This window comes from Flagellimonas sp. 389 (genome assembly GCF_018449435.1).
Classification (GTDB): domain Bacteria; phylum Bacteroidota; class Bacteroidia; order Flavobacteriales; family Flavobacteriaceae; genus Flagellimonas.
The window spans coordinates 52,637-78,210 of the sequence record NZ_JAHCMU010000018.1 but is presented as its reverse complement, the minus strand read 5'-3'; the positions used below and the strand labels follow the sequence as shown (position 1 = coordinate 78,210).

The 25,574-nt window shown below is 37.6% G+C and carries 26 protein-coding genes and 1 riboswitch; of the genes, 17 read left to right on the top strand and 9 right to left on the bottom strand.

Annotated features, from left to right (window positions below; genetic code table 11):
• Positions 1–26 precede the first annotated feature (26 nt).
• Positions 27–263, bottom strand: a riboswitch (cobalamin riboswitch).
• Positions 264–370: 107 nt separating this feature from the next.
• The 5 genes from KIM67_RS15595 to KIM67_RS15575 all read left to right on the top strand — a co-directional run bounded on the left by KIM67_RS15595 (position 371) and on the right by KIM67_RS15575 (position 5,242).
• The gene (locus KIM67_RS15595) at positions 371–1,528 is read left to right on the top strand and encodes an ABC transporter substrate-binding protein (RefSeq protein ID WP_213832483.1); all 1,158 of its coding nucleotides are present in this window, start codon (positions 371–373) and stop codon (positions 1,526–1,528) included.
• Positions 1,529–2,560: an iron ABC transporter permease gene (locus KIM67_RS15590; RefSeq protein ID WP_213832482.1), complete on the top strand. Its 1,032-nt coding sequence runs from the start codon at positions 1,529–1,531 to the stop codon at positions 2,558–2,560.
• Entirely contained in the window at positions 2,560–3,339 is a 780-nt protein-coding gene (locus KIM67_RS15585) for an ABC transporter ATP-binding protein (RefSeq protein ID WP_213832481.1), read from the top strand. The genes KIM67_RS15590 and KIM67_RS15585 overlap by 1 nt, the downstream gene beginning before the upstream one ends.
• A gap of 191 nt (positions 3,340–3,530) precedes the next feature.
• Entirely contained in the window at positions 3,531–4,874 is a 1,344-nt protein-coding gene (gene rmuC / locus KIM67_RS15580; protein ID WP_213832480.1) for a DNA recombination protein RmuC, read from the top strand.
• Between the two features lie 2 nt (positions 4,875–4,876).
• Positions 4,877–5,242 carry a 6-phosphogluconate dehydrogenase gene (locus KIM67_RS15575; RefSeq protein WP_213832479.1) on the top strand — a complete coding sequence of 122 codons (366 nt, stop codon included), beginning with the start codon at positions 4,877–4,879 and terminating at the stop codon, positions 5,240–5,242.
• A gap of 29 nt (positions 5,243–5,271) precedes the next feature.
• Here the strand turns inward: KIM67_RS15575 and KIM67_RS15570 are convergent, their stop codons facing one another.
• Positions 5,272–5,670 carry an endonuclease domain-containing protein gene (locus KIM67_RS15570; protein ID WP_163418563.1) on the bottom strand — a complete coding sequence of 133 codons (399 nt, stop codon included), beginning with the start codon at positions 5,668–5,670 and terminating at the stop codon, positions 5,272–5,274.
• Positions 5,671–5,731: 61 nt separating this feature from the next.
• Between KIM67_RS15570 and KIM67_RS15565 the strand changes: the two genes are divergently transcribed.
• Positions 5,732–6,277, top strand: coding sequence for an acyl-CoA thioesterase (locus tag KIM67_RS15565; protein ID WP_213832478.1), 546 nt, complete (start codon positions 5,732–5,734; stop codon positions 6,275–6,277).
• Here the strand turns inward: KIM67_RS15565 and pgl are convergent.
• Both pgl and zwf read right to left on the bottom strand, forming a co-directional pair.
• The gene (pgl, locus tag KIM67_RS15560; RefSeq protein ID WP_213832477.1) at positions 6,274–6,987 is read right to left on the bottom strand and encodes a 6-phosphogluconolactonase; all 714 of its coding nucleotides are present in this window, start codon (positions 6,985–6,987) and stop codon (positions 6,274–6,276) included. The two genes, KIM67_RS15565 and pgl, sit on opposite strands and share 4 nt — an antisense overlap.
• Positions 6,988–7,275: 288 nt before the next feature.
• Positions 7,276–8,808: a glucose-6-phosphate dehydrogenase gene (gene zwf, locus KIM67_RS15555; protein ID WP_213832476.1), complete on the bottom strand. Its 1,533-nt coding sequence runs from the start codon at positions 8,806–8,808 to the stop codon at positions 7,276–7,278.
• A gap of 184 nt (positions 8,809–8,992) precedes the next feature.
• Between zwf and gndA the strand changes: the two genes are divergently transcribed.
• From gndA to KIM67_RS15540, 3 genes are all read left to right on the top strand, one after another.
• Entirely contained in the window at positions 8,993–10,402 is a 1,410-nt protein-coding gene (gene gndA / locus KIM67_RS15550; RefSeq protein ID WP_213832475.1) for an NADP-dependent phosphogluconate dehydrogenase, read from the top strand.
• 245 nt (positions 10,403–10,647) lie between these two features.
• Entirely contained in the window at positions 10,648–11,244 is a 597-nt protein-coding gene (locus KIM67_RS15545; protein WP_213832474.1) for a hypothetical protein, read from the top strand.
• 45 nt (positions 11,245–11,289) lie between these two features.
• Positions 11,290–11,913 carry a hypothetical protein gene (locus tag KIM67_RS15540; protein WP_213832473.1) on the top strand — a complete coding sequence of 208 codons (624 nt, stop codon included), beginning with the start codon at positions 11,290–11,292 and terminating at the stop codon, positions 11,911–11,913.
• 65 nt (positions 11,914–11,978) lie between these two features.
• Here KIM67_RS15540 and carB read toward each other — a convergent pair whose 3' ends face one another.
• Together carB and rpmH are read right to left on the bottom strand one after the other, a co-directional pair.
• Positions 11,979–14,831, bottom strand: a complete 2,853-nt coding sequence (gene carB / locus KIM67_RS15535) for a carbamoyl-phosphate synthase large subunit (protein WP_213832472.1) — start codon at positions 14,829–14,831, stop codon at positions 11,979–11,981.
• Positions 14,832–14,929: 98 nt separating this feature from the next.
• Complete coding sequence (rpmH, locus tag KIM67_RS15530) at positions 14,930–15,088, bottom strand: 50S ribosomal protein L34 (RefSeq protein ID WP_082433296.1); 159 nt, start codon at positions 15,086–15,088, stop codon at positions 14,930–14,932.
• Between the two features lie 168 nt (positions 15,089–15,256).
• Here rpmH and KIM67_RS15525 point away from each other — a divergent pair, with 168 nt between their 5' ends.
• Both KIM67_RS15525 and KIM67_RS15520 read left to right on the top strand, forming a co-directional pair.
• Positions 15,257–15,772, top strand: a complete 516-nt coding sequence (locus KIM67_RS15525) for a DUF2892 domain-containing protein (protein ID WP_213832471.1) — start codon at positions 15,257–15,259, stop codon at positions 15,770–15,772.
• Between the two features lie 193 nt (positions 15,773–15,965).
• Positions 15,966–16,130, top strand: a complete 165-nt coding sequence (locus KIM67_RS15520; protein ID WP_213832470.1) for a hypothetical protein — start codon at positions 15,966–15,968, stop codon at positions 16,128–16,130.
• Positions 16,131–16,145: 15 nt separating this feature from the next.
• On the opposite strand, the gene KIM67_RS15515 is transcribed toward KIM67_RS15520, so the two are convergent.
• Both KIM67_RS15515 and KIM67_RS15510 read right to left on the bottom strand, forming a co-directional pair.
• Positions 16,146–17,102: a lytic transglycosylase domain-containing protein gene (locus KIM67_RS15515; RefSeq protein WP_213832469.1), complete on the bottom strand. Its 957-nt coding sequence runs from the start codon at positions 17,100–17,102 to the stop codon at positions 16,146–16,148.
• A gap of 29 nt (positions 17,103–17,131) precedes the next feature.
• On the bottom strand, positions 17,132–17,809 hold the full coding sequence (locus tag KIM67_RS15510; protein ID WP_213832468.1) for an alpha/beta fold hydrolase: 678 nt from the start codon (positions 17,807–17,809) through the stop codon (positions 17,132–17,134).
• Between the two features lie 161 nt (positions 17,810–17,970).
• Here KIM67_RS15510 and KIM67_RS15505 point away from each other — a divergent pair, with 161 nt between their 5' ends.
• Positions 17,971–18,264: a GNAT family N-acetyltransferase gene (locus KIM67_RS15505; RefSeq protein ID WP_163418553.1), complete on the top strand. Its 294-nt coding sequence runs from the start codon at positions 17,971–17,973 to the stop codon at positions 18,262–18,264.
• 47 nt (positions 18,265–18,311) lie between these two features.
• Here KIM67_RS15505 and mtaB read toward each other — a convergent pair whose 3' ends face one another.
• The gene (gene mtaB, locus KIM67_RS15500; RefSeq protein ID WP_213832467.1) at positions 18,312–19,640 is read right to left on the bottom strand and encodes a tRNA (N(6)-L-threonylcarbamoyladenosine(37)-C(2))-methylthiotransferase MtaB; all 1,329 of its coding nucleotides are present in this window, start codon (positions 19,638–19,640) and stop codon (positions 18,312–18,314) included.
• 255 nt (positions 19,641–19,895) lie between these two features.
• On the opposite strand from mtaB, the gene KIM67_RS15495 reads away from it, so the two are divergent.
• From KIM67_RS15495 to KIM67_RS15475, 5 genes are all read left to right on the top strand, one after another.
• Complete coding sequence (locus tag KIM67_RS15495) at positions 19,896–21,311, top strand: serine hydrolase domain-containing protein (protein WP_213832466.1); 1,416 nt, start codon at positions 19,896–19,898, stop codon at positions 21,309–21,311.
• Positions 21,312–21,548: 237 nt separating this feature from the next.
• Positions 21,549–22,229 (top strand): hypothetical protein, encoded by a 681-nt coding sequence (locus tag KIM67_RS15490; RefSeq protein ID WP_213832465.1) that lies wholly within the window; start codon positions 21,549–21,551, stop codon positions 22,227–22,229.
• 196 nt (positions 22,230–22,425) lie between these two features.
• The gene (locus KIM67_RS15485) at positions 22,426–23,220 is read left to right on the top strand and encodes a hypothetical protein (protein ID WP_213832464.1); all 795 of its coding nucleotides are present in this window, start codon (positions 22,426–22,428) and stop codon (positions 23,218–23,220) included.
• A gap of 370 nt (positions 23,221–23,590) precedes the next feature.
• Positions 23,591–23,812 carry a helix-turn-helix transcriptional regulator gene (locus KIM67_RS15480; protein ID WP_213832463.1) on the top strand — a complete coding sequence of 74 codons (222 nt, stop codon included), beginning with the start codon at positions 23,591–23,593 and terminating at the stop codon, positions 23,810–23,812.
• 176 nt (positions 23,813–23,988) lie between these two features.
• Positions 23,989–24,363, top strand: a complete 375-nt coding sequence (locus tag KIM67_RS15475; RefSeq protein WP_213832462.1) for a VOC family protein — start codon at positions 23,989–23,991, stop codon at positions 24,361–24,363.
• A gap of 5 nt (positions 24,364–24,368) precedes the next feature.
• Here KIM67_RS15475 and KIM67_RS15470 read toward each other — a convergent pair whose 3' ends face one another.
• Positions 24,369–25,544: a GlmU family protein gene (locus KIM67_RS15470; protein WP_213832461.1), complete on the bottom strand. Its 1,176-nt coding sequence runs from the start codon at positions 25,542–25,544 to the stop codon at positions 24,369–24,371.
• Positions 25,545–25,574: the final 30 nt, after the last annotated feature.

Sequence of the window (25,574 nt, the reverse complement as noted above, 5' to 3'; positions counted from 1 at the left end):
CGAAAACTTTTATCCCGAAAGTTTAACATGTTGTGTTTGAATTTGGCAGGTCTCCTGACTTGTTCAATGCTATTTTGCCTTCCCACTCGTGCTGACTTGATTTGGCAAAAGCAGTGGCTATGAAGTAAACAACATCCTTGTTCGAAACAAGGTACCAAGTATCACTTGGCATAAACTTACAGTTGCGGGAACAGTTCTGGACTTACACCAGATTCCCTTTTAATCGATTTAATGCTCTTGAAATCACCTACTGATTTAAAAAATTCTAAAGCGAAAATTCTGTGACTAAATCGAACCAAAATTCTCAACGAAAGTAATCATTCTGTTTAATCTTTTTTTAAAAAAGTTAAATAATATTACATTTGGGGTCATGGTACGAAAACAGTTTTTCCTATTATTTTCTGTGGGCTTTTTTATATTATTTTTTTCCAGTTGTGGAGAAAAAAAGAAGCCTTTACCAATTAAACAAAAAGAGGTAGAAATCAAAATATATCATGCTACAGGTTTTAGCATAGAATCGAACACTGATTTCACAACAATAGAAGTTTCATCTGCATGGCCAGGCTCTGAAACAATGTTTAAGTATGCGCTGGTTCCAAGAGAAAAAATGGCTTCGATCACACTACCAAGAGATGTCTATGATGCCATAATACCTATACCTGTGAAAAATATGATCGTAACCTCAACAACACACATTCCTTCTTTAGAAGTTTTAGGGGAATTGAATGTGATTACAGGTTTTCCCAATACAGATCTAGTTTCCTCAGAAGCTGCTCGGAAACGAATTGAATCCAAGCAAATCAAGGAGTTGGGGACCAATGAAAATATTAACACAGAAATTGCATTGGTGCTGAACCCAGATGTTGTGATAGGCTTCGGAATAAACAATACCAATAAAGCTTATGAAACACTAAAGCGTTCAGGAATACCCGTGGTATATAATGGGGAATGGACAGAGCAAACACCTTTGGGAAAAGCAGAATGGATAAAATTTTTCGCTCCATTTTTTCAAAAGGAAAAACAAGCTGATAGTATTTTTAAAATTATCGAAAAGTCATATAACGATACCAAGCTTTTGGCATTGAACACAACACAAAAGCCAACTGTTCTAACCGGTGGACTTTATAAAGATGTATGGTATATAGCAGGTGGAAAAAGCTGGATGGCAAAGTTTTTAAAAGATGCCAATGCGAATTACATCTGGGCAGATACAGAGGAAAAAGGAAGTATTGGCCTGAGCTTGGAAGCCATTCTGGAAAAAGGGAGGCAAGCTGAATTTTGGTTCAACCCTTCAATGCATACTACATATGAAGATTTGAAAAAAGCGGACGCACACTATGAACAATTCGAGGCATTTTCCAACAAAAAAATATATTCAAATGCTGTAAAAAAAGGGAATACTGGAGGTATCCTTTTTTACGAGTTGGCCCCGCAACGACCAGATTTAGTACTTAAGGATTTAATATCCATTCTACACCCAGAACTTGTGCCAAATCACGAGCTAAACTTTTACTTGCCCTTGCACTAAATGCAGCACTACAAATCATACCATATTTCGTTTTTGCTCATCATAGCAGCACTACTCTTTGCGTGGATACTAAACATAAGCTCCGGCTCCGTAACCATACCTTTCAAAGCACTATTGACTTCTTTGTTCAATGGTAAAGTTGAGATTGAATCATGGAATTACATTATCTGGAACTATCGCATACCTAAAGCATTTACAGCGATTTTAGTTGGTGGCGGTTTGGCGTTGAGTGGTTTGTTGATGCAAACGCTGTTTCGTAACCCGTTGGCCGGCCCTTTTGTTTTAGGGATTAGCTCTGGTGCCAGTCTTGGAGCTGCATTACTTTTAATGGGTGCCTCGCTGTTTACCGGTTTTACTTCATTACTACTTTTAAATGATGCAGCATTGGCAATAGCGGCAAGTGTAGGCAGTTTTTTGGTATTGCTCGTGGTAATACTATTAGCGAATATGGTTAAGGACACTATGGCGTTATTGATTATCGGTCTAATGTTTGGAAGCATAACAGCAGCAATCGTAAGTGTACTGGCCTATTTCTCAAGCGCAGAAAACCTACAACGCTTTATTTTTTGGTCATTTGGCAGTGTCGGCAATCTATCTTCGCAACAAGTAATCCTTTTAAGTGGCATTGTTGGTATCGGAATTATATTGAGTATTCTTTCCATTAAAAAGTTAAACGCGTTTTTGTTAGGAGAAAATTACGCATTGAGCCTTGGGGTGTCCCTAAAAAAATCAAGATTGACCATTATTATAGCAACAGGTATCTTAGCGGGTGGAATTACTGCGTTCGCAGGTCCAATTGCTTTTGTTGGCTTAGCGGTACCGCACCTTACCAGACAACTATTCGATACTATGGAACATCGTATTCTTATTCCAGCGGTATTTCTTTACGGTGCTATTTTAATGTTGCTCTGCGATACTATTGCACAATTGCCCAATTCTGTTAATGTTTTGCCCATAAATGCTATAACTTCGCTCATTGGGGCACCGGTTGTTATATGGTTGTTGGTTAGAAAGCGAAAAATGTTGTTTTGATGTCAGGGTCAATAAAAAATAGTATCACGGTTAAAGATGTAGCGATTGGTTATATCTCTAAAACAATAGTGGATGAAATAAGTTTTAACTTGGAATCCAAAGAACTATGTGCTATCGTTGGCGTTAATGGCATAGGAAAATCGACACTTTTACGAACCCTTGGAAACCTTCAACCCAAATTATCTGGTAACATAACTTTAAAGAATAAATATCTTACGGACTATACTTCACCAAAACTAGCGCAAGAACTTAGTTTAGTGCTAACGGAGCAACCGGCATCAAAAAATCTTACCGTTGAAGAATTGATTGCACTGGGCAGACAACCCTATACCAATTGGATAGGCACTTTGACAAAGACCGACAAGAAACAAATTCAGGAAAGTTTGGATACTTTTTTATTGAACGATTTACGTCACCGCAAATGCCATGAGCTCAGCGATGGCCAGCTCCAGCGTGTATTGATTGCACGTGCCATGGCACAAGATACGCCCATCATTTTATTGGATGAACCCACAACACATTTAGACCTCTACCACAAAGTACAAATTCTAAAGTTATTGCAGAAATTGGCTCATGAACAGCAGAAAACAATCATTTTCACAACACATGAAATTGATCTAGCAATTCAGCTGTGCGACAAAATTTTAATCCTTGATGGACATGAAAATCCATTCGGAGAACCCTGTAAATTAATAGAACAAAAGCATTTTGAACATCTTTTTCCTTCAGAAATGGTTCAATTTGATGCTAAAACAGGTTCTTTTAAAGTGAACAAATAGAGAAGCACCGGTTTGTAAAACCAATGAGCTGTAAGCTGTAAGCTGTAAGCTGTAAGCTGTAAGCTGTAAGCTGTAAGCTGTAAGCTGTAAGCTGTAAGCAAAAAAACATCACAACCGAAAGCTACAAACTATTTCAGGGGTATTTTTATGTAGTTAGATATCCATTATCTTTATCCTGAGAAAGGAATTTTATGAGCAATGAATTGATTTATGTATTGGTTGGCATACTTGCAACTGGAATTGGAGTACTTCTGGGCATCTATATTCAAAAGCTAAAGACCAAATCCAATGAAAGTGTTTGGCAGGAACGTGAGCAGCAGTTGAACAATACTGTAACAACCCTAAACGATAGACTTCTTTCTGTCGATACCGAGAAGAAAGAACTTCAATCTGAAAAAGAGCAACTTGGAAACCAAATTGTCAGGTATCAGGCAGATTTGGAAAATTTACAACGCATCAATACCGAACAAAAAGAGGAAGTAGAAAAGTTACAGGAAAAATTCACCAAAGACTTTGAAATTCTCGCTTCAAAAATATTGGAAGAAAAGAGCTCGAAGTTTACAGAGCAAAATCAAAAAAACATCAAACAAATACTGAGTCCGCTTCAAGAAAAAATTCAGCTGTTCGAGAAAAAAGTAGAAGCTACCCAAAAGGAGAATATCAGTATTCATTCAGCGCTTAAAGAACAATTACTAAATCTTCAAAATCAAAACCTTAAGATTACCCAAGAAGCGGAAAACTTAACCAAAGCCTTAAAAGGAGATAGTAAAATGCAGGGGAATTGGGGGGAATTGGTTTTAGAACGCGTATTGGAGAAGTCGGGTCTTGAGAAAGACAGGGAGTATAGTGTACAGCAAAGTTTTTTAAGGGACGACGGCTCTCGGGTAATGCCAGATGTTATTATCCATCTACCAGATGGGAAAAAGATGGTAGTCGATTCCAAGGTCTCCCTCACCGACTATGAACGTTATACCAATGCTGAAGATGAATTAAAGGAAAAACACCTTAAAGACCATATCAATTCTTTAAGAAAGCATGTTGAACAGCTTTCCGCCAAAAAGTATGAGGACTTGTATGAAATGGAAAGTCCAGACTTTGTACTCCTCTTTGTTCCGATAGAACCTGCTTTTGCAGTAGCAATAAATACTGACAATTCGCTTTATAACAAGGCATTTGAACAGAATATTGTTATCGTTACTCCTTCTACCCTATTGGCTACATTGCGTACCATAGACAGTATGTGGAACAATGAAAAACAGCAAAAAAATGCTATAGAAATTGCTAGACAAGCTGGTGCATTATACGATAAATTTGAAGGTTTTGTAACAGATTTGACCAAGGTGGGCAAAAAAATGGATGAGGCCAAAATAGAGTATCGTGGTGCCATGAACAAATTGGTAGAGGGGCGTGGAAATATTGTTACCAGTATTGAAAAACTCAAAAAAATGGGTGCAAAAGCTAAAAAATCCATTCCTGAACCAATATTAAAACGTGCAGAAGAAGACGATTATCAAGAACCAAAACTTGAATTATAACCATGAAAAAAGCAATATTCATTACCGTATCAGTTATCCTGTTAGGAGTCTCAGCCTACTTTGCTTTTATCTATTATGTTCCTTTCAGCGAGGGCTATCGTTCTGGAGAATTGATAAAATTTAGTAGAAAAGGTGTGTTGGCCAAGACGTGGGAAGGTGAGATAAGTCAAGGTATTTCAGGGGCTCAAATATTTTCATTTTCTGTAGAGGACAATAAAAAGGATGTAATACAGAAACTAAAGGATTTTCAAGGTCACTATGTAAAAGTTACTTATAAAGAACGGTATTCAACCTTTTTTTGGTTAGGGGATACTAAATATTTTATCATAGAAGTGGAAAAAGAAAAATCGCCACATTTTGGGAATTAAATAACTAAGAAAAGTATATAACTTCCCTCCTAACAAGGAGGGATTGAGGGAGGTGTAAATCCTTTTTCTTCGAATGTTACAATATAATCCTCAATAGCTCGTAGTACATTCTCCATTTCGTTCATCACTTGGTAATCTGAAAATCTAAGTATATTGATTCCAAGCTCATTTAGGCATTTCGTCTTTTTGACATCCTTTTCCCAAACCTCAGTTATTTGATGTGAATAACCATCTAATTCAATAGCTAACCGCAACTTATTACAGAAGAAATCTACAATGTATTGATCAATAGGTTTTTGTCTATGAAAATCATAGCCATACATTTGATTTCGCTTTAGTTTTTGCCAAAGAAAAATTTCAGCTTTTGTAGCATTATTACGCAGTTGCCTAGCAAGTTCTTTGAGCTTTGGATTATATTTGATTATCATTCCAATGTTTTTACACACCCCTTAATCCCCTCTTTTTAGAGGGGAAATATAATAAGTTCAAATGAAAAAATTCAAAACTGTAGAAGAGTCCAAGGTTTCCATCACCGAACTAATGCTGCCTTCCCACTCCAATTTTGGTGGTAAAGTACATGGAGGACACATACTAAATCTGATGGACCAGATTGCTTTTGCATGCGCATCAAAACACTCACAGGCCTATTGCGTTACCGCCTCTGTCAATAGAGTAGATTTCTTAAATCCAATTGAAGTTGGTGAATTGGTCACCTTAAAAGCATCCATCAATTACACTGGAAAAACTTCGATGGTTGTAGGAGTTCGCGTAGAGTCGGAAAATATAACCACTGGTGAAACCAAGCATTGTAATTCCTCTTATCTTACTATGGTCGCAAAAGATGAAAGTGGCAAAAACAGAACGATTCCAGGTTTACTATTGTTTGACAAACAAGGGGTTCGTCGATTTGCCAGAAGTAAAGAACGAAAAGCCTCGGCCCAACATAGAGATTCCAAATATGAAGCTGCCAATTTTAAAATCGATGCGCATTTAGATACTTTAGAAGGTGAAAATGTACAGCTGGATTTAAACTAAGTAAGTTCCTTAGCAGCATCTGTATCCATAAACCAGACCAAACTCCCAGATTTTGGATGTACTAAAGAAGCTGGATAGTCCATATGGCCCTCCTTCTTTTCAAGAATTGCTGTTATTTTTTCTGACTTACTTTCTCCTGTCACCAAAAAAACTACTTCTTTCGTATTATTGATAACTTTTCCTGTTAACGTAACTCTTCGCTGTCCAGAATCTGGATGAATAGCGACCTCACAGTTTTCATTTGAATCCCATAATTCAATTTCATGTGGAAAAATTGAAGCTGTATGCCCGTCATCACCCATTCCTAAGATGACTAAATCAAATTGAGGTGTTTCATTTAGCAACGGAAGTTGCTCCGCCAATAGCTTACCATATCTTTTAGCTTCTGTATGCGGGTCGTTTTCGCCTAATATTCTATGAATATGTTCTTGGGAGACATCAACTTTGGAAAACAGATGCGCCACAGTCATTTTATAGTTGCTTTGGTCGTCCGTTGGAGGAACGCATCGCTCGTCTCCCCAATAAAAATGAATCTTGCTCCAATCAATTTTTGAAGAAAAATCAGCAGCAAGCAAATCAAAAACAATTTTTGGGGTACTTCCACCAGACAGTGCCACATGAAAAATGGATTTCCCCTCAACCAATCCCGAAAAGTATTCAGAAAACTGTTTTGCAACTTCGTTTTTATCCCTGTAAATTTTCAATTCCATCAAATAAATCTTTAAACCATACCATATATCTTATTAACTACTGACAAAAGTAAATTCAAAGTTCAAATACAAACTCAAACTCAAACTCAAAGTTCAAATTCTAGCAACTGACCACTTTATTAATTTTCGCTTCGACTCCGCTCAGCGAGCATATAATTTCACCTTTGACCCATCAACCGAAAACGAACAATTAATAATGACAAAAATAAACTCAAAGTTCAAGCGCAAACTCAAACCCAAAGTTCAAACCAGCAACTGACCACTGACTACCGCCCACTGACTACTGAACTAACAAATCACACAATAGCCAGGGTCATCGGCCAAGTTCTCGCCAGGATTCCGCCAATACCCTAAATCGTCAATCAATTCATCTGCATTTTCAGGTCCCCAAACACCTGCGGCATAACCGTACATTCTTACATCGTCACCGGTCTTCCAATAGTTTAAAATAGGGTCGACAAACTCCCACGCAGCTTCTACTTCATCGGCCCTCGCATATAGCGTAGCATCGCCTTGCATAGCGTCCAAAAGTAATCGTTCATAGGCTTCCATAACATACGTTTGCGCTAAACTGGAATAGTAAAAATCCAAATTCGCTCGTTCCACTTTAAAACCTTGTCCAGGAACTTTTACTCCAAACTTCATAAGAATACCTTCATCCGGTTGTATCCTGATTATCAGTTTGTTGTCTTTATTGTTGACTCCAGAATCTTGAAAAATTTGATGGTGCGGCGTCTTAAAATGAATAATTACCTCTGTAACTTTTGTAGGCATGCGTTTAGCGGTACGTACATAAAAAGGAACTCCATGCCAGCGCCAATTATCTACAAAAAATTTAATCGCCGCATATGTTTCGGTTGTAGATTCTGGATCAACACCATCCTCGTCACGATAGCCTTTTACTTTTTCCCCATTAATTTCCGAACCAACATATTGGGCACGTATCGTATTATCAAAAAGGGTTTGCTTATCGCGCATGACCCTGAGCGATTTTAATGCTTTTACTTTTTCATTTCGTATTTCTTCTGGCTGATCACCTATTGGAGGTTCCATGACCACCAATGAAACAATTTGTAGCAAGTGGTTTTGGAACATATCGCGCAATGCTCCGGATTTATCATAATAGCCTCCCCTTTTCTCTACTCCAACGCTCTCCGCATTGGTTATTTCCACATGATGAATGTAATTTCGATTCCATAAAGGCTCAAAGATGCTATTGGAGAAGCGTGTCACCAATAAATTTTGTACGGTCTCTTTTCCAAGATAATGGTCAATTCTATAAATCTGTGATTCTTTAAAATACTGCTGAAGTCCATTATTTAGTTCTTTTGCGGTCTCCAGGTTGTATCCAAAAGGCTTTTCAACAATCAACCGTTTAAAGCCTTTCGTTTCATCATTAAGATTGTATTCTGAAAGGTTCTTTGCTATCGTCTCAACAATACTGGGAGGTGTGGATAAATAGAACATGTAATTATGTTCCGTATTATGAGAGTCATTTAAACTAGTAATACGTTTGGACAGACCTTCGTAATTAGAGGCGTAATCGTCGCCTAAATCCTCATAGAACAATGTATTGGCAAATGCCTCTAACTTCTTTTTATCCAGACCGTTAATCTTTTCTTTTAAATACTTGCTTTCATAGACCACCCTGTTTCTAAACTCTTCGTCTGTAAGGTTACTTCTACTAGCACCTAAAACGATAAAATTTTTGGGCAGCTGTTCTGCAACGTATAAATTAAACAATGCTGGAATGAGCTTTCTGGCTGTTAAATCGCCCGAAGCTCCAAAAATAATGAGCATTTGACTATTGGTCTTTTTCATAGAGTGAGCTATTACAGGTTCGGATATCCCAAAAATTGAATGATTGGGGAGCTATTTCCTAAAAAAGGCTTCAACACCGCAATTTATTTTTGAGCTTAACGAATATAACGTTTATTTTAGGTTCAGAATTCAACAAATAACGTACTTAGTGTTGTCTTAACATAAGACGTTAAAAACATAGAACATGGCAGATACTTATGATTTTGGGCTTGTGGGCCTTGGTGTAATGGGGCGCAATTTTATTCTTAATGTTGCCGATAATGGATTTACAGCTTTTGGCAATGATCTGGACAAGGAAAAAGTTGATGCCCTTGTAAAGGAAGGTGGTGACCAGAGCAAAGTAAATGCTGCTACTGATGCTCAAGTTTTTGTTAAGGCTTTGACCACTCCTAGAAAAATCATGTTATTGGTTCCTGCTGGTAAAGTAGTGGACATTGTCATTGAAAATTTACTGCCCCATCTTGATAAGGGTGATATCATTATCGATGGAGGGAATTCCTTTTTTACGGATACGGACCGTAGAGAAGCTTATTTAAAAGAAAAAGGCATTAATTTCTTTGGTGCAGGAGTATCGGGCGGAGCTAAAGGTGCCCGCAAGGGACCAAGCATCATGCCAGGAGGTTCCAGAGACGCATATCAATATGTAAAACCAATTTTTGAAGCTGTTTCTGCAAAATACGAAGGTGAACCTTGTGTCACATATTTAGGTCCAAAATCTGCTGGAAACTATGTGAAAATGGTGCATAATGGCATTGAATATGGATTGATGCAATTAACCTCGGAAATTTATGACCTTTTGAAAAAGGCCGGGGACTTGACCAATGAAGAGTTACATCAAACCTATGCGAATTGGAATGCTGGGCGATTACAATCGTTTTTGGTTGAAATCACTTCTGAAATATTTGAGCAAGAGGATGATTTGACAGATGGACATTTAGTCGATAAAATTTTGGATAAGGCCAAACAGAAAGGAACAGGGAAATGGACCTCGCAAAATGCAATGGATTTAGGCATTCCCGTACCAACAATCGATATTGCAGTAAGTATGCGCGAGATTTCGGCCTTAAAAGCAGAAAGAATAAAAGCGGATGAGCTCTATGAACGACCCACACCAGAATCTGTTGTCAAAAAAACACTAATTGCCAAAGCTGAAAACGCGCTTTATTTTGCATTCATAATCACCTATGCCCAGGGCATGCACCAATTAGCCGATGCCTCCAAAGAATATGGATACGAACTGGAATTGGGAGAAATTGCAAAAATCTGGCGGGCCGGATGTATTATTCGTGCCGCCCTATTGGCAGATATTACGGATGCATTCAAAGCAGAACCAGATTTGCAAAACTTATTGTTATCCCCTTCTTTTAAAGAAAAAATTCAAGACACTGTCAATTCTGCCAGAGAACTGGTCTCCTACGGTGCTACAAATGGTATTCCGTTACCTGGACTATCAAATGCACTTACCTATTTTGATGCATATACGAGCAGTAGACTCCCTTTAAATCTAATCCAAGCACAGCGCGATTATTTTGGTTCGCATACATACGAGCGCCTAGATCGGGAAGGTATTTTTCATACGGAATGGAAATCATAATCATTATCCATTATAAAAAAGACAATTTTTCCGCAAGATTCAAAATTTGCAAATCCATTTCAAAAGAATAGTTTTGACTCTCCAAGACGAGAGGGTATGATAAAATAATAGTCGCCAATATTCCTTTCATCCCAGACTTTATTCCGTTTGTCTAAAAATTTATTACTTTCCTTTTGTAAATTCAATCTTATGCTTTGGGTTGTCTATTTTTGTAGCCATACAAATCTGAATAATGTAAATACTCCATGAAAACAATTACTCCATATAAATTCTGGGCATTAATTTTTTTTCTCACGTCTTTTTTAGCTTGTAGCCCCGAAGATGGTGTTGATGGAACAAATGGGACAGACGGTGCAGATGGTGCAGATGGGCTAAATAGTTTGATTTCTACATTAATTGAACAACCTGGGGTTAATTGTTCAAACGGAGGTTTTAAAATAGAAGTTGGATTGGACACTAATGAAAATGGACAATTGGATGCGAACGAAGTCGATACGTCTGAGTTCTTATGCAATGGAGATAGTAGTGGCCTTACCTATAGTTCTTATGTGTCACTCATTAGTCAAACGGGAACGGAAGACCCACAGAGCAATATTGTTGAGAACAGTTTAGGTCTTTCCATAAACTGGACCAGGGAAACACAAGGACAATATATTGGAACTATGGATAATACCATTACCATAGGCAAAACAGTAATTTTCTTTACTACTCCTACTACACATACAGGTGTTAGAGGGGAATTGGTTGGGAACAATCAAGTTAGAATAGAGATGCAAAATGGCACTAATGTTTTTACGGACAACTTTACAAATTTATCTTTTGAACTTAGGGAATACGAATAAGAGCTATTCCTTTTAATATAATTATTCACCTTTAGAAAGCATTCCATGAAAAATGCAATTATACCCATTATATTTTTTTTCTTTTTGGCAACAATTTTCAGCTATGCCCAAAACTACCTTCCCGCTTCCGGAAATATAGGTGTAGGAACCTTGACGCCTGTCTTTGAACTAGATGTGGTAGGTACTTTAAATGCAACCACAATTCTTCAAGATGGAACGGAAATTACAAGTTCCCCATGGACACAAACTGCTAATGACCTATTCTACAGTGCCGGTAATATTGGCATAGGGACTTCGAACACTCAAGGTTATCGCTTAGCCATAGGAGGAAATATGATTAGCGAAAGTGTCAAAGTTGATTTACAGGTAGATTGGCCCGATTTCGTTTTTGAAGAAGATTTCAATCTTATGCCACTGAATGAAGTTGAGAGTTTTGTCAAGGCATATGGGCATCTTCCAAATATACCAAGTGCCAAGAATGTTAAACAGGATGGCATAGATTTGGGAGCAATGGATGCAAAACTATTGCAAAAAATAGAAGAGCTTACTCTTTATACTATACAACAGCAAAAGGAAATTGATAGATTAATGATTATCAATAAATCATTGAATCAGCAGAACGAAATTATTATAGAGTTGATGCAGCGCTTGGAAAAATTAGAAAATTAATTTTTTTTCTAAAAAAGGGGGCACTTGCTGAATCCCTTTTTTGTTTATTCAAAGTCGTCAAATTATTACTTGCTCAAATACATCTTCCTTCTAGAATACAGATTGTAAAAATCATCATCTTTCAGACTATCAATGAACAGAATACTTTCCCCAGTACTCTTCATCTCTGGCCCAAGGTTTTTATTCACATTCGGGAATTTGTTGAATGAAAACACAGGCTGTTTTATGGCATATCCATCCAAATGTGGTTTGAAATCAAAGTCCTTTATTTTTTTCTCGCCAAGCATAACCTTTGTAGCAAAATTTACATAAGGTTCACCATAAGCCTTAGCAATAAAAGGAACCGTACGGGATGCTCTTGGGTTGGCTTCAATAATGTAGACCATGTCGTCTTTCACGGCAAACTGAATATTGATTAATCCAACCGTATTCAAGGCCAAGGCAATCTTGCGGGTATGGTCCTTTATCTGCTGTAATACAAATTCTCCTAAATTAAAAGGTGGTAAAGTTGCATTGGAGTCACCTGAATGGATACCACATGGTTCAATGTGTTCCATGATACCGATAATGTAAATATCTTCTCCATCACAAATGGCATCGGCTTCCGCCTCTATGGCACCATCCAGATAATGATCCAACAATAATTTATTGTTGGGGATTTTACGAAGTAAGTCAACGACATGCTTCTCCAAGTCTTCCTTATTGATCACGATTTTCATACCCTGTCCTCCCAATACATAGGAAGGTCTTACCAAAAGTGGGAAATTCAATTCTTCTGAAAGTTCCAGCGCTTCATCGGCCGTTTCAGCAACACCAAATCTAGGGTAAGGGATGTCATTTTCTTTCAATAGCGTCGAAAAGCTGCCGCGGTCTTCTGCCAAATCCAAGGATTTAAAACTGGTTCCTAAAATTTTAATACCGTATTTGTCCAATTTTTCGGCCAATTTCAAAGCGGTTTGGCCTCCTAATTGTACAATAACGCCTTCCGGCTTTTCATGGAGGATAATATCGTAGATGTGTTCCCAAAAAACAGGTTCAAAATAGAGCTTATCAGCGGTATCGAAATCAGTAGAAACTGTTTCAGGGTTGCAATTGATCATAATGGTTTCGTAACCACATTCTGCAGCGGCCAAAACCCCATGTACACAACAGTAATCAAACTCGATTCCTTGCCCAATTCTATTTGGACCGGACCCCAAGACCACAATTTTCTTTCTATCCGTAACCTCACTGTCATTGGCCACGTAGCGTTTTCCATCTGCCGTTTCTATTTCTTCTTCAAATGTGGAATAGTAGTACGGTGTCATTGCCTTAAATTCTGCGGCACAGGTATCCACTAACTTAAAGACACGGTTTATTCCTAAGTTCGTTCGCTTTTTGTGCACTTCACTTTCGTAGCAGTCCAACATGTGTGCAATTTGTCTGTCCGCAAAACCTTTTTGTTTTGCTTCCAATAAAAACGATTTTGGTAAACTTTCTATGGTATATTTTGAAATTTCCTGTTCTAAGAAATGTAGTTCTTCGTATTGTTTTAAGAACCACATATCTATTTTGGTGATATCATGTATCCTATTTAAAGGTATTCCCAATTGAATAGCGTCATAGATGACGAAGACCCTGTCCCAACTCGGAACTTTAAGTTTTTGAATAATGATTTCATAATCTTTGTATCCTTTTCCATCCGCTCCAAGCCCGTTACGTTTGATTTCTAAGGATTGTGTGGCCTTGTGCAATGCCTCTTGAAAAGAACGTCCGATGCCCATAACCTCACCTACGGACTTCATCTGAAGTCCCAACGTTCTATCTGAACCTTCAAACTTATCAAAGTTCCATCTTGGAATTTTTACGATAACGTAATCCAATGTTGGCTCGAACAACGCCGAAGTAGACTTGGTAATCTGATTCTCCAACTCGTCCAAACTGTATCCGATTGCCAGCTTTGCAGCGATTTTCGCAATTGGATATCCCGTAGCCTTGGAAGCCAAAGCAGATGAACGGGAAACCCTTGGATTGATTTCAATGGCAATAATATCCTCTTTTTCATCTGGACTCACGGCAAATTGAACGTTACATCCACCTGCAAAATCCCCGATACTGCGCATCATATGGATGGCCATATCCCGCATGCGTTGATATGTTCGGTCAGAGAGGGTCATTGCTGGTGCCACAGTAATTGAATCTCCCGTATGAATGCCCATTGGGTCCATGTTCTCAATGGCACAAATGATTACAACATTATCATTTTTATCGCGAAGTAATTCCAGCTCATACTCTTTCCATCCCATCAACGCCTTGTCGATCATGACTTCATGGATTGGGGAAACCTCGAGCCCATGACTTAAAAGCCCATCAAAATCCTCAGGGTCATAAACAATGGATGCTCCCGCCCCACCAAGTGTAAAAGAGGCCCGTATCACCAGTGGAAAACCAAATTCCTGGGCAATTTCCTTTCCCTTCAAAAATGAGGTCGCTGTCGCTTGGGGTGCCATTCCCACCCCTATTTTAAGCATCAACTCCCTAAATTTTTCCCTATCCTCAGTGATATTGATGGCATCAATATCAACACCAATGATCTCAACATCAAAATCTTCCCAAATTCCTTTTTCATCAGCTTCAATACAAAGGTTCAAAGCGGTTTGTCCACCCATGGTAGGTAACACTGCATCTATATTCGGATGTTTTTTTAAGATGTCTATAATCGATTTTGTGTTCAACGGCTTCAGATATACATGGTCTGCCATCGCAGGGTCTGTCATTATCGTTGCCGGATTGCTGTTGATCAAAATAGTCTCGATTCCATCTTCGCGAAGGGAACGTAGTGCTTGGGAACCAGAGTAGTCAAACTCACATGCTTGTCCAATTATGATTGGGCCTGAACCGATAATCAAAATGGATTTTAAATCTTCTCTTTTAGGCATTTTATTGGGTTACTCGTTGTTTAATTTTTAAAAATAGAACAAAAAAAAGGTGCTAAACTTGAAAAGTAGCACCTTTAATTAAAAGTTATTGACAGTCATTATTTCTTATGTCTTGGCTCTGAGGAAACAGTTAGTTTTTTTCTTCCTTTGGCTCTTCTTCTTGCAAGTACTTTTCTACCATTGGCAGTCGCCATGCGCTCTCTAAAACCATGCTTGTTTCTTCTCTTCCTTTTTGACGGCTGATATGTTCTTTTCATTTCGGAACTATTTTAATGGATTTCTTGTACTGGGAAACAAATCTCCCCAAATTTTCTGGGCGCAAATATACAAAGAGTTTTTACTTTGGCAAGTGCAAAAATAAAATATTTACAATAGTTTTTACTACTTTTGCATCCGCTGAAATCAAGGTAAAATTCCAACGAAATATGTTCAATAAAAATATAAAACTCGTCATTGCCGCCCTTATTATCGGTTATGCCATATATCAGTTTATAGAAGGTTATATTGGCAATGGCATCGCCTTGATTTTGCTTTCCACTGTTTTCATTTTCCTATACTTTAGAAATGAATTGATACTGATGGCATTCCTACGTATGCGAAAGCAAGATATGGAAGGTACACAGAAATGGTTGGAGAAAATTAAGAACCCCGAATCTGCACTTGTCAAAAAACAACAGGGGTACTACAATTACCTTCACGGCATCATTTACTCGCAAAAGAACCTTACCCAGGCCGAAAAGTATTTTAAAAAAGCATTGAAGCTGGGCCTCAACATGGATTATGATGTTGCCATGGCAAAATTGAGCCTTGCAGGTATTTCCATGCAAAAACGCAGAAAACGAGAGGCTACACAATTGCTTCAGGAAGCCAAAAAACTGGACAAGAACAACATGCTTACCGACCAGATAAAGATGATGCAACAGCAGATGAAGAAGATTTAGGTCTGTAAAATCAACCCATCCGCTAACTCCTTACTCATCAAAATATTACTTAATATTTTTGATATTTGCTGTGCAATGAATATGCATTATTTGGATTTAGATTTATCCATGAATATCCGTAACTTCATTATCCTGTAGAGGAGTAGTACCCTTATGCATCTAAAGAAAACATGAGATAATTAAAGCCTACCGTATGAAAAACGTTCTGACTTTTGCAATAATAGCTTTATTGATTCTAGCAGTATTGATTACGTATTTGGGTCTACAACGAGATACCATCATAAATCCACCAGTAGTAACCGGTGTTGGGTTTCTGGTAATTGCAGTCGTTTTTGTCATGCTCAGAAAACGGCTATAACCAAGTAGCAACACATTATTTGGACTCCCTGTAGTATCCTTTATTTGGAATTTCAATCACATACTTTTTGCGGGACGCATTGTTCAGATGCGGTTCGCGCAACCAAGGATTATGGCGCTTCAAGATTTTATAATTGATTTCATATTCCTTTGCAAAATCGGCCCAACTGGCAACAGGCTCATCAATTTCAACTGAAAAGGTTGGTACAGCTTTATAAAAATCATCCTTCTCAACCTCAAATCCATATTTTTCAGGATTGGAAAGAATCTCTTTAAGCGCCATAATCCTAAATACATAACGCCCAGTTTCCTGACCTAACAGAAGATTATAATAATCATCCTCTTTTTGAATGTCCATATATTTTTTTATCCCGCCCGGGCCAGCGTTATACGTAGCAGCAGTCAGTGTCCAAGTACCAAAGCGCTTTTTCCATCTATTAATGTATTCACATGCTGCTTGCGTAGATTTTCTAATATGATACCGCTCGTCAACATTGGCATTGACTTCCAATCCGTATTCTTTTCCGGTAGCTTTCATAAAGTGCCACATTCCGGCAGCACCCATTGGCGAAGCAACATCGATCAGTGCACTTTCAGCCACTGCCAAATATTTGAAATCATCCGGAATACCATTTTTTGCCAAGATTGGTTCTATAATGGGAAAGTATTTATTGGCGCGTTTCATCAATAATAAAGCATTGGATTGCCAATACGTGTTCACCAAGAACTCGCGGTCTACCCGTTCCATAACCTCTGGGTCATCTAGTGGAACCGGTTCTCCAGCAAAATTCAAATCTTCGGGGATATCAATAGCGCTTATTCTATAGCCATCAGAAACATTTCTAGCTATACTTTCTTCAGAAACAGGTGCTTCTTCCTTCTTTTCGATCGTATCCGACTGTACAGCAAAAACAAGACTTCCAACAACCACTACCAATCCTATTACTGCTAATATATTTTTTATATGTTTCATGCTTTTAGACCTTAATTAAGATAAAGATACTATATAGAACTGCCTTCTTCTAAAATAATTGCAGGCAGATGTTCATTAAACCACTTAGCCCTGTGAATTATCATAGTGTGCGTTCCCTTTTTTATAGTGATGCAATTTTTGATATTGGTTGCGGGGAACACGGCATCCGAGTCACCATGAATGTGTACAAGGTTTTCGGGTGGATCTGTCTGTTGCCAGTTTACAATACTATCTATGGCCCAATCTATATATTTTTTATCCCTAACGGAAAGGTATTGTTCATAAAGATGCAAACGTTTGGTAACCGTTTCTCCAAAGGCATATTTTGCCAGGAGCTCTACGTTGGAAACCAAACCAGTCGGAAGTAATTTGTGTACCTTGGTATATTTTGCAAAGAGCATTTTTTTAGGGAGTTCACTACTCTTTTTTACACACGAAACTGCGATTATTTTGAAAGTGGGTCTATGCTTTGCCATTTCTTGTACCAAGAGCCCACCAAATGACACACCAAGCAATACTGGTTTTTCGTGATGTATTTTTTTCCACATTTCCTTGGCATAGTCGGCCAAGGATGTGTGTTTTTGGGGCACGAACCATTCCAAACGATGCAGTTCAAAGGTTTCTTCGGGAAGTTTTATACCATCAAATATGGATGGATTTGCAGCCATTCCGGGCATGAGGTATATGTGGATTTTATCGTCGGGCATTTCTCACCTAATATCGATTAAGCTAGGAATTTAACTAATTTTTCACTAATTTTGTACTCCTTTTGCAACTGGCCCCATTTTATAATACGCATGCATCAAAAATAGGGAATAAACCAAATTACCGCTACGGTAATTTCAAAGTCAATTTAAAACAATACTACATGACAGAAATGGAAGTTAATGACAATAGTTTCTTGCGCCAATTCGAAACTAAGGTTGATGGGCATTTAGCTAAAATCGAGTACTCTTCACAGGAGCGTAAAGTATTTTTAACAAAACTAGTAATTCCTGAGGAAATTACCCAAGATGGTTTTAAAGAGACCTTTATCAAGGCCGTTTTAAATCAAATTCAAGAAAAGAACCTTAGGGTCGTACCTACAAGCCCGCACATTGCAGGTTTCTTGAGAAAAAACAGACAGTACAAAGAGATGTTGCCCGTCGGTATTCGTATCTAAGTAACAAAAGTAAAATTGATTTTAGCCTCTCATTTCGAGAGGCTTTTTTATACCAATACTTCGTTCTGGACGAAGTCGAAGCGAACCAAACCGTCCTCATCGATTTTAGTAAGTTCCACAGTATGTAACGTGTTCTCCAATTCTGGATTCCAGGGTGCCTTTACCTTTACGTAGTTTTCGGTAAACCCGTGAATGTAACCCGATTTGTTCTCACCTTCGAACAAAACGGTACGGGTACTCCCCAACTGACTTTCATAAAACGCCCTTCGCTTTTTTGCAGATAGTCCGCGTAACATTTTACTGCGCTTGCTCCGTACATTTTTGGGTACCACGTTTTCCATAGCTGCCGCTACAGTATTATCGCGCTCAGAATACGTGAATACATGTAGGTACGAAATATCCAGTTCATTGAGAAAATGATACGTTTCCAAAAAATGTTCATCGGTCTCTCCTGGGAAACCGACAATGACATCCACGCCAATACAGGCATGTGGCATCGTTTGTTTGATTCGGTTAACCCGGTCGACATATAGATTGGACAGGTACCTGCGACGCATCAATTTCAAAATAGTGTCGCTACCGCTTTGCAACGGAATATGAAAATGTGGAACAAAGCTATTGCTCTGGGACACAAAATCTATAGTTTCATTTTTAAGCAAGTTTGGCTCTATGGATGAAATACGTAAGCGGTGTATGCCTTCTACCATATCCAAAGCTTTCACCAAATCCAGAAACGTATGTTCGTGCTTTTTATTACCAAACTCGCCTTTACCGTAGTCTCCAATATTGACCCCGGTAAGTACGATTTCCTTAATGCCCTTGGAAGCAATTTCTGAAGCATTTTTCAACACATTATCTAAAGTATCACTTCTGGAAATTCCACGTGCCAATGGAATGGTGCAGTACGTACACTTGTAATCGCAGCCATCCTGTACTTTTAGGAATGCTCGGGTCCTATCGCCAATGGCGTAACTGCCCACATAAAAATCGGCATCTTCTATCTCACAGGAATGTACTTCTCCCCTATCATTTTTGGCAAGATCGTTCAGGTAATCGGTAATCTTGAACTTTTCTGTTGCCCCCAACACCAAATCGACACCATCCACAGCTGCCAATTCTTCAGGTTTTAGCTGCGCATAGCAGCCTACAGCAGCTACAAAAGCATCTGGATTGCTCTTTTGCGCTTGTTTTACGATAGTCTTAAAGCGTTTATCCGCATTCTCGGTAACGGAACAGGTATTGATTACATAAATATCCGCCTCCTGGGAAAAATCTACACGATCAAAACCCTCACCTTCAAAACTTCTGGCAATGGTGGAAGTTTCGGAGAAATTAAGCTTACAGCCCAAAGTGTAAAAAGCGACTTTTTTATTCATGGGTATATCCCTGATTTTTAGGGTTGCAAAGATAATGATTACTAGGAAGCAACCTCAACATATACGAATTATGTGCTATGATCTTTACCTGTGATTTAACTTAAAATTATAAAACATGCTCAAAAATGTATGTTTATTTCAATTAGTTTTGACCGCTTTTGTAAAAGATGTATTCCATTTTTAGTATCGAATGTATTGAAGCAAGTTCGTCAAGGATAAAATTTAAATCAATCATTTATGCAAACTTCATCCAAAATGATTCTAACAAAAATCAAAAAACCCTTCCTATTTTTCTTTCTATTTTTTCTTCACCATGTTAACGGTCAATCCCAACTTTCGGATACTACCAATAACAGCATCGACTCCTTTGTTAAAGAAACAATAGACCGTTTGGGAATTCCGGGTGTTGCCATTGCTATAATTAAGGACAATAAAACCATTTATAAAAAATACACAGGTACATCCAATCTGGAGTACGACATTCCATTGACCAAAGAGTCTTTATTCCGATTACATTCTTTATCAAAAATCTTTGTATCCACAGGGATTTTTCAATTAGCGGAAAAAAATAAGATTTCGATTGAAGACCCTATTTCAAAGTATTTGGATGATTTACCCGAGGAATGGAAAAACATACAAGTGAAAAACTTACTGTCACATTCCTCTGGTTTGCCAGAAATAATCGAGGATGTAAATTCTCCTGAAGAAATAGCTGCAAAGAATGTTTACAAAAAAGAGCTGCAGTTTCCCGTGGGCAATATCTCGAACTATAATCAGACTAATTTTTGGTTGCTCAATCGAATTATTCGAAAAATAACCAATATGGATTTTTCAGATTTTATCGCAACTCAATTTGGAGAAACATCCAATGTCACTTTCTCAAATACCAACGACATCGTACCCAAAAGAGTAACAGAATACAAACCTGATGGAAAGGGAGATTTGAGCAATTCTTACTTTTTTGTTCCCGATTATATGTTCGGTGCAGCAGGGATTACGATGACCTTGGAAAATCTTATTGATTGGAACGCAAAGCTGGACAACAACGAATTGATTAGTGAAACCTCAAAAAGTAAAATGCTGACACCGTTCGAATACAAAGTGGGAACGGGTTTTACGTATGGCTGGGATGTTCAAAGTTTAAATGGCATACCATCTTACGGTTTTAATGGAGGAGGACTTGTAAATTATAGAAATTTTCCCAACAAAAAGATTTCGGTGATATGGTTTACCAATGGTTATAAAACTCCCTATAATGTAGACCAAATTACAAATACCTTAGTCGGATTCATAGATAAAGATTTGGTGGATAAAACGCCGGAAGCTGCGCAGTTGCTTTACGATGCTTTCGCTACCAAATCGGTTAAAAAGGCTGAAAAACAGTATTTCCAAATTAAAAAAGACTACCCCTTCGTAAATTTTGATGGTCTATTGAACAATTTAGGGTATGCTTTTCTCAACAAAGAGGATTTTGACAAGGCTATTGCCATTTTTACATTGAACACGAAAGAGTTTCCTAAATCTGGAAATGTTTTTGATAGTTTGGCAGAGGCCTATTTCAGGAACGGACAATTTGGATTGTCCAAAGAAAACTACGAAAAATCCCTCGAGTTAAATCCTGCTAATACAAATGCAATGGAAATGCTCCGTAAAATAGAGAAGGAAAACTAGTGTTTTGACTCCAATAAAGCTCATTACTATTGGAAAATACTATCAAAACGTAGTCCTGCACCGTTTTGATATTTAGGGTGTGAGAATTTAACACTCATTTTAGCAACAGCTACAAGAGATTTTTTTAGGCTACATTCGCTATGCTATAAATACACATTGCCTATTTTACCGCTGGGCTTCTAAACATAGTATTTTTGTTATTCAAAGTCAATTTCAAAACTTGTAAACATTATAGTCATGAACCCATTCAAAGCTTTTCTTTTTCTGGTACTGAACCTTATCTTATTTACTACGATCAATGCACAAAGCAATACTGTCCCCGAAGTTAAAGGTTGGTACTTTAGGGCCGTTAGCGGATACCCGATATCCGTAACGTTTGAACCCGTTGTGCTTTTTAAAAACGGAACCTATTTGGAAGCGACCGAAGCACCTTTGGAAGAAATCAACTTTTCCGAATCGAAGAAGAACGATGCAAACCTTTGGGGCACTTGGAAAAGAAACGACGACCTATTTACATTAACAAATCATGAGGGTAAATCTCGTGAATATAACTTGGACAGCGGCAATTGGTTTCCAGCATTTCCTTTCGATAGATCCATTACCTTAAAAGGTACGTATGAAAAGATTTCTGGTGGAAATTTTGGCAATGGGCTCTATTCCTTGTTTAAATCCGAAATCGTGTTCTTAGATAGTTCCCATTTCACCCAGGCCAAAGAAAGCGGTATAACTTCCTATGGTTCCAGTGCCTGGAAAAACAGCAAGGATTCTGGCACCTACAGCATTGACAAAAATACCATAACGTTTACCTATAATGATGGTCGTACCATGCGACTTTCCTTTGCCATTGGTGCAGAAGGAGATAATGTTATCAATACCGATATGATTTTTATTGGTGGAAAGACCTATGTGATTGAGTGAAGTTGTTCAAAACTCAAGAAATCCATCTTTTTAATACCTGTTGACATCTATTTAAAATCTTGCTGTTGGAGTTTATAGAAGTTGTAGTCTTTTTCAACTAACTTCAATATTTAAACTGAACTTGTTTTAGTGCTAGTCGGTATCATTCATTAAAACAGAATTATATCTTAACATTGTGCATCATTAAAGAAAAGCCTTGAGTAAGAAGAAAAAAATAAAGATTGACACATTTAATCCTTATGAAAACAGGTTTCCGAATAGAAAACTGATTACGAGGGACACTTTACTACTTGTAAAACATTTGCGTTCTGAAGGTTACGAAGTAGTAATTGAACCCGATGATGGACTACCAGTACAATATCTTTATAAAAAAGGAATTACAGAGTTTTTTGCCGACCCAATTAATATAACCTTAATTAATATTCCGATAGCAATATTAACTAACATTATTTCAAATCAAATTCAAAAACTTTTAGACAAAAAGGAAACAATAAATAAAGAGAATATCAACATTAAAATTGATAACTCAACTCAAACTTATAACTACTTGGGAGAACCTCAAGACACAAATAATCACAAGCTTGTTAATAAAAAGAGGAAAGAATTAAAAGATGGATTTGAAAGATGTTTTGGAATAAAATCACCTTATGAAGATTTACCAACACCTGTCTTTTTAGAACATAAACCAAAAATTGTCGGATGGTGTTGGCTTTGGAATGATGATGAAGGACTAAAATCAAAAATGATTATAAATGATAAAGTTGTTAAAAGAAGAATTTCTCAAAATCGCCTAAATGGACTAAGTGTTACAGGAATAGCGACCAAAACTGAATGTTCAATTTGTAAATCTGATTTCGTCAGTTGCAAACATATTCCCACAAAAAAATATAAAGGAAAAAAGTGTTTTAACACAATAATAGAAACTGACTATGTTGAAACTAGTATTGTTAAAGAACCTATTAATTCTGAATGCTTAATCAACTTCAAATAACTAACGACTATATATTATCATTTAGCAAATAGAACAATTAAAAACTCTAATTTTTCTTTACTGTCGAATAAAATTTCTGCTTAAACTCACTAATCTCATCTTTTAATTTTTTGTTTGCGTTATTGAGTAATTCATTTTGGACTTTCATTATCACCAAAAGGTCATTCATTGCATTTAAATTCTCTAATTGAGTAAAAACTATTCTCTCCAAATCTGCTTTAGTATATCTATTCATAAACAAAAATTACACATTAGTATTCATTTTCTACACAAATGTATTCAAAATATACTCAAATCAAAAACAAAAGTATAGATTTTTTATACAATTGGAGTTATTATATATATTTATGTCTAGAAATTTAAAATGATAATGACGGAATTAGGATTATATTTAATTAAAAAATCAATTAATAAAGCAGAAGTTTCGAGACGCACGGGAATAAGCAAATCCCGATTAAGTCAATTAAGTGGAAATAAATCTACTAAACTTCGGGCTGATGAATTGTATCTAATTGCATTAGCGATTGACATTGAACCTTGTGAAGTTTTTGAAGAAGTTTGCGGACATTTGAATTTGAAGAACAAAGAATAAACGAACACACAACAAAGTATAAAATTAATTGCTAAGTTAAGTGCTTAAAACCCGCAACTAATCTTATACAAAGTCGATAACGAAACTCCAAAAACCTTTTTTTAGCCCCTGATACTCTTGGTCCGTCCAAATCCATATTCTATTTACCTTTAACTTTATAAATAAAAAACAAAAAAATGTCCTATAACCTCGTAGTCTATTTTGAAATTCCGGTAACCGACATGGACAGGGCTATGAAATTTTACAACGCTGTGTTCAATTATAGCTTTGAAAAAGAAATCATCGATGGTAACGAAATGGCGCTATTCCCTTTTTCAGAAAACAGTCACGGGATTTCCGGAGCTTTGGCAAAAGGTGAAATCTATAAACCTACCAAAGATGGAGCTCTTATCTATTTTAAAACGGACAGTATTGACGAAACCCTGCTTTTGGTCACTAAAAATGGTGGACAGCTATTATATCCCAAGACCTCAAATGGTGATTTAGGCTTTGTCGCTGAATTCCAGGATACTGAAGGAAACAGGATTGCACTGCACCAATCCTTACAATAATCGTTCTAATAATTCCGCCACTTTTTGGTCAGCTCAAATACATGCTCTAAAATTCGGGCTTCGGTGGCATCAAAAGTAACACCTCTACGCGCCATCATGACTTCTGCAGCCTCAAAAGCACGTTTTGGCGTATAGGTCGTAAAGCCCGAGGCACCGCCCCAGCTGAAGCTGGGCACAAAATTTCTTGGAAATCCAGGCACATAGATATTGGAATTTACCCCAATCACCGTTCCCGTATTGAACATGGTATTGATAGCCGTTTTACTATGGTCGCCCATCATCAAACCACAGAATTGTAATCCTGTATGGTCAAATTTTTCGGTGGCATAGTTCCAAAGGCGCACTTTGGCGTAATTGTTCTTTAGATTGGAGTTGTTGGAATCCGCTCCAATATTGCACCATTCCCCTAACACCGCATTGCCTAGATACCCGTCATGACCCTTACTGGAATAGCCAAAAATAACCGAGTTGTTGATTTCACCACAAACTTTTCCATAAGGCCCTATGGTGGTGGGGCCGTACATTTTGGCACCCATCTTTACAACAGCTTTGGTACATAGCGCCAAAGCCCCACGAACCATACAGCCTTCCCATATTTCGGAATCTTTCCCAAGATAGATAGGCCCATTGGTAGCGTTGAGTATACTATGTTCCACTTTGGCACCTTCCTCCAAGAAAATATTTTCTGGATGAATCAAACGGTTCGTATCGGAAATTGGTACACTTTTACGCCCCTTGGTAATTAAATCAAAATCCGCTTGAAGTGCTTCCCCATTTTTGGAAAAAATATCCCATGTATAATCGACCGTAAGGATATCTTCCTTAAAATGTATAGCTTTTAAAAGGGACAAATCAACTTCCCCATCAGGGTTTTCTGTTCGGTACGCAACCAACTTATCTTCATGAAATAACGCATCGTTCATATTCAGGGCACAGACTACTTCCACCAGCGATGGATTAGGCAAAAAAGAGGCTGTGATAACAACAGCGTCACTTGTAGCAACAATGGGGTACTTTTCAGATAGATACGCTTCCGTCTTAAAACTAATAGATGCATCCAGATACTTCTCCCACTTTTCACGAATGGTCAAAATTCCAATTCTTATTTCTGCAACAGGTCTGGTAAAGGTAAATGGCAATAAGGAGGTTCGCTGTGGACCATCAGAAAGTATATAGTTCATGGTTGTGGTTTCAATGGTATAAAAATAAAA